The sequence below is a fragment of the Ruminococcus callidus ATCC 27760 genome, assembly GCF_000468015.1.
Taxonomy (GTDB): Bacteria; Bacillota; Clostridia; order Oscillospirales; family Ruminococcaceae; genus Ruminococcus_C; species Ruminococcus_C callidus.
Genome location: NZ_KI260508.1, coordinates 1 through 1,448, shown reverse-complemented (window position 1 = coordinate 1,448; position 1,448 = coordinate 1). Strand labels below are relative to the sequence as shown.

The window sequence follows — 1,448 nt, the reverse complement described above, 5'->3', positions numbered from 1 at the left end:
CGTCTGCATCGCCAAGTATGGGAACATCGTCAAACACACCGTCGCCGTCAAAGTCGTATACCAGTTCACTGCATTCCTTTTCAGTATTGAATTGCAGCAGAACATCTTTCGATCGAACAAAGTTGATAAAATAACTTCCCAACCAGTCGAGGTATTCTTCATAGCTGCCATCGAATGCATCCTGCTCTTTATGTGCAATCATTGGCATTGTCTGTACATATACTTCTCCACCGCCGGTGATTGCAAATCCAGTATCCTGTTTTGAAACAGTCACTGTTTGATTTGGTGCGACTTCAATAGCAATGGTACTTCTGGATACTGGTGTAAAATTGTAATTGCCTTCATCGTATGTGAAAATATATGACAGTGCAATTTTTTGTGTATCTGTATTGGTATAAGTTATACCATCTTTAGAGAAATCGATTTTGCACTTCGAACCAACGCCTTTTAGTTCAGGATCCTTCCGATCAAATTGTTCTATTCTGAGACGGTATCCTTCACCAAGAATACTAAAGGCAAATCCCGACGCACGCTCATTCTTTTCCAGATGGAAAGAGGAGCCTTTTCCAAAGAAAATAAAACCTCCGTAATTGACTTTGCCTAATTTCCAAAAGTCATACGTCTGTCCGTCTTTTGTAGTAGAACTCAACTGCATCTGGTCTTTTCCGCCGTTGTAAAATTTTAATTTCACGGTTTCTGAAACATCAGTGTTGGTTTTTGTAGTACCACGGATCGGTGCCTTATAAGTCAACAGGGAATCATCATCTGAGGCATACAGTAAGACATCACCATTTTCCGAAGAGGCTTCGTATGCTGGGATACAGAACTGTTTGGTCTCCGAATTAATATAGATGCAGGCATCATCCTTAAAAGCCGATGTTTCTGTATCTGGTTTCACACAGTTGCTGTCGTAGGTGACAATGCAGGTATCATAACTGATGCCATCGAATGTCCAATTGCCGGATATTTCATCCATGCCAACCACAGCGTGTGTGCCGCCTTTTTTGGTGGAAATACCTGCCATAAAGTAAGTGCCTTTTTCCTTGCAGCGTGCTGCACAATCCAGAAACATATCGGTATGCTCTTCTTTGGACAGCATTGCAGGTTCTACAATGCTTGCGAGTTCCACCTCTGAATATAGCTGCAGAGAGTTGTAATAAGCAATCAACGCATCCACATCATCGGTCAATGTCACATCGTATAACGTTTCTGCACCTTCTTGCAAATCGCTCGGAGTCAGTTCACCATTGTGGACCAATACCGAAATGGCAGCCATGCCAAAGCAAAGTCCACTCTGATAAGCTATATAAGAGATATCTGTGCTATAACCTAAATCTAATTCCGGATCTGTCATATTAGCACTTACGGGATCAGATACTCTTTCTGCAAAATCTTCCCGTGATAAAGTACACAGGTGATTTGCAAATGAAAAAGTATCTTTGTACATT

1 protein-coding gene is annotated in these 1,448 nt (G+C 41.5%); it reads right to left on the bottom strand.

Annotation, left to right across the window (positions count from 1 at the left end):
- Positions 1-1,448 (bottom strand): hypothetical protein (locus RUMCAL_RS16060; protein ID WP_021683691.1); only part of this gene is annotated, 1,448 nt, incomplete at both ends.